At 58.1% G+C, this 2,329-nt stretch carries 2 protein-coding genes; one reads left to right on the forward strand and one right to left on the reverse strand.

The annotated features are described in order from the left end of the window. Positions 1 to 76: 76 nt before the first annotated feature. A complete protein-coding gene (locus tag ACRXB1_RS34710; RefSeq protein ID WP_449494615.1) occupies positions 77 to 1,786 on the reverse strand; it encodes a glutamine--tRNA ligase/YqeY domain fusion protein in 1,710 nt (569 codons plus the stop codon). A gap of 355 nt (positions 1,787 to 2,141) precedes the next feature. Between ACRXB1_RS34710 and ACRXB1_RS34715 the strand changes: the two genes are divergently transcribed. Continuing rightward, on the forward strand, positions 2,142 to 2,329 hold a 188-nt coding region (locus ACRXB1_RS34715), incomplete at its 3' end, for a hypothetical protein (protein WP_449494616.1).

Below are 2,329 nucleotides of genomic sequence, written 5' to 3' on the forward strand. Positions count from 1 at the left end.
TTTGCGCGAGCGGACGGCCGCGTAGACGCGCGCATCCAACTGCTAGCCAGGAACACCGGCAGACGCCCCGCCGGCTTCAAGCCGGTTTGCCCCAGCTATCGCGCAAGCTGACGATACGATTGAACACCGGCACGCCCGGCTTCGAATCCACCCGATCGGCCACGAAATAGCCATGACGTTCGAACTGATACCGGTCTTCCGCATTGGCGTTGCGCGCCGATGGTTCGAGATACGCGCGAACCACACGCTTTGAATCCGGATTCAATGCATCGAGGAATTCGGCGCCGCCGGCGCCAGGTTGTGGCTCCTTGAAGAGACGATCGTAGAGCCGAACTTCGGCTTCATACGCGTCTTTCGCGCTGACCCAATGAATCGTTCCCTTGACCTTGTAGCCGTTCGCGCCATCGGTGCCCGATTTGCTGTCGGGGAAATAATTGCAGTGCACGGCCGTGATATTGCCGTTTTCGTCCTTGTCCGCGCCGGTGCATTCGACCACGAAGCCGTACTTCAGCCGCACCTTGTTGCCCGGGAACAAACGGAAATATCCCTTCTTGGGCTCTTCCTGAAAGTCTTCACGCTCGATCCACAATTCCCGCGAGAACGGAAACTCGCGAACACCGCGGTCCGGATGATGCGGATGCACGGGCGCGCTGCACGCCTCGCTCGTGCCTTCCGGAAAGTTGTCGATGATCAGCTTCAGCGGATCCAGCACTGCAATCGCACGCGGCGCTTTTTCATCGAGATCATCGCGCAGCGCGCCTTCCAGCACGCTCATGTCGATCCACGAATCGACCTTCGTCACGGCCACGCGATCGCACATCAGGCGGATGCTTTCCGGTGTGAAACCACGGCGCCGCACGCCCACGATAGTGGGCATGCGCGGATCGTCCCAGCCTTCCACGTGGTTCTCGGTCACCAGTTGTAGCAGCTTGCGTTTGCTGGTGATTGCATAGGTGAGGTTCAGGCGCGAAAACTCGATTTGCTGCGGCAGCGGACGTGTGAACTTGCCGTCGTCGGCGAGTTGGTTCAGGAACCAGTCGTAAAGCGGACGATGATCCTCGAATTCGAGCGTGCACAGCGAATGCGTAATGTTCTCGAGCGCGTCCGATACACAATGCGTGTAGTCATACATCGGGTAGATGCACCACGTGTCGCCGGTCCGGTAGTGATGCGCGAAACGAATGCGATAAATCACCGGATCGCGCATGTTGAAGTTCGGCGACGCCATGTCGATTTTCGCGCGCAGCACGTGCTCGCCTTCCTGGAATTCGCCGGCTTTCATGCGGCGGAACAGGTCGAGGTTTTCTGCAGGCGTGCGGTCGCGGAACGGCGAATTCTTGCCCGGCTCCTGCGCGGAGCCGCGTGTGAGACGCATTTCTTCGGCCGTCTGGCTATCCACATAGGCCTGGCCACGTTCGATCAGCAGTTCGGCGAATTCGTAGAGCTGGTCGTAGTAGTCGCTTGCGAAGTACAGGTATTCCTGGCCGTCCTTGTTCCAGTCGAAGCCGAGCCACTTGACCGCATCGACGATGGAATCCACGTACTCGACGCTTTCCTTTTCGGGGTTGGTATCGTCGAAACGCAGGTGGCAGACGCCGCCGTAATCACGCGCGATGCCGAAATTGACGCAAATACTCTTTGCATGGCCAATGTGCAGATAACCGTTCGGTTCGGGCGGAAAACGCGTCTCGACCCGCTGCGACCATTTGCCGTTGCGATTGTCTTCGTCAATGATATTGCGGATGAAATTATTCACCGCTGGGGCGTCGTTGCGATCAGTGTTCATGCGAAAGAGAAGAAGAGCTGACGAGGGCGCTAGCGTTCGAATACGTGCGGCTTGCGTTCGGTAAGACCAAATCGATCAAACGATTCTACCTTAGCAATCCGCCCGGGACAGCGCAGGCCGGGATTTCGCCACGATGTGCGGCGCGGTTGCGACATGTTCCTTATCTGATGCAAACCAGCAGCGTTTCAATACCGGATGTATCGAGCGTAACGGGAGGTAAATCGCATTGTCGGCAATGATGAGACGATTTTAAGATAGCGTCGCGTCCCGGACTAATGAAATTGAAAGGTTCGGGGCGCGGCATATCGACAATAAAAAGGAAGGTCTCAACATGAACAAGATCACGCGGGTATCGATTCGGGTTGCTGCGGTTGCGACGTTGATTGCAGCAGTGTCGGGGTGTACGATGAGCCGTACGCAGGCGCACGCGGGGATTGGAGCGGCGGCCGGCGGTGCGTTGGGTTATGTGCTGACCGGCGGTCCGCTTGGGACGGTGGCGGGCGCGGCAAATCAGTTTGTCATCGTGCCGCTGTCGGTATCGGA

Source organism: Caballeronia sp. M23-90 (assembly GCF_053574605.1).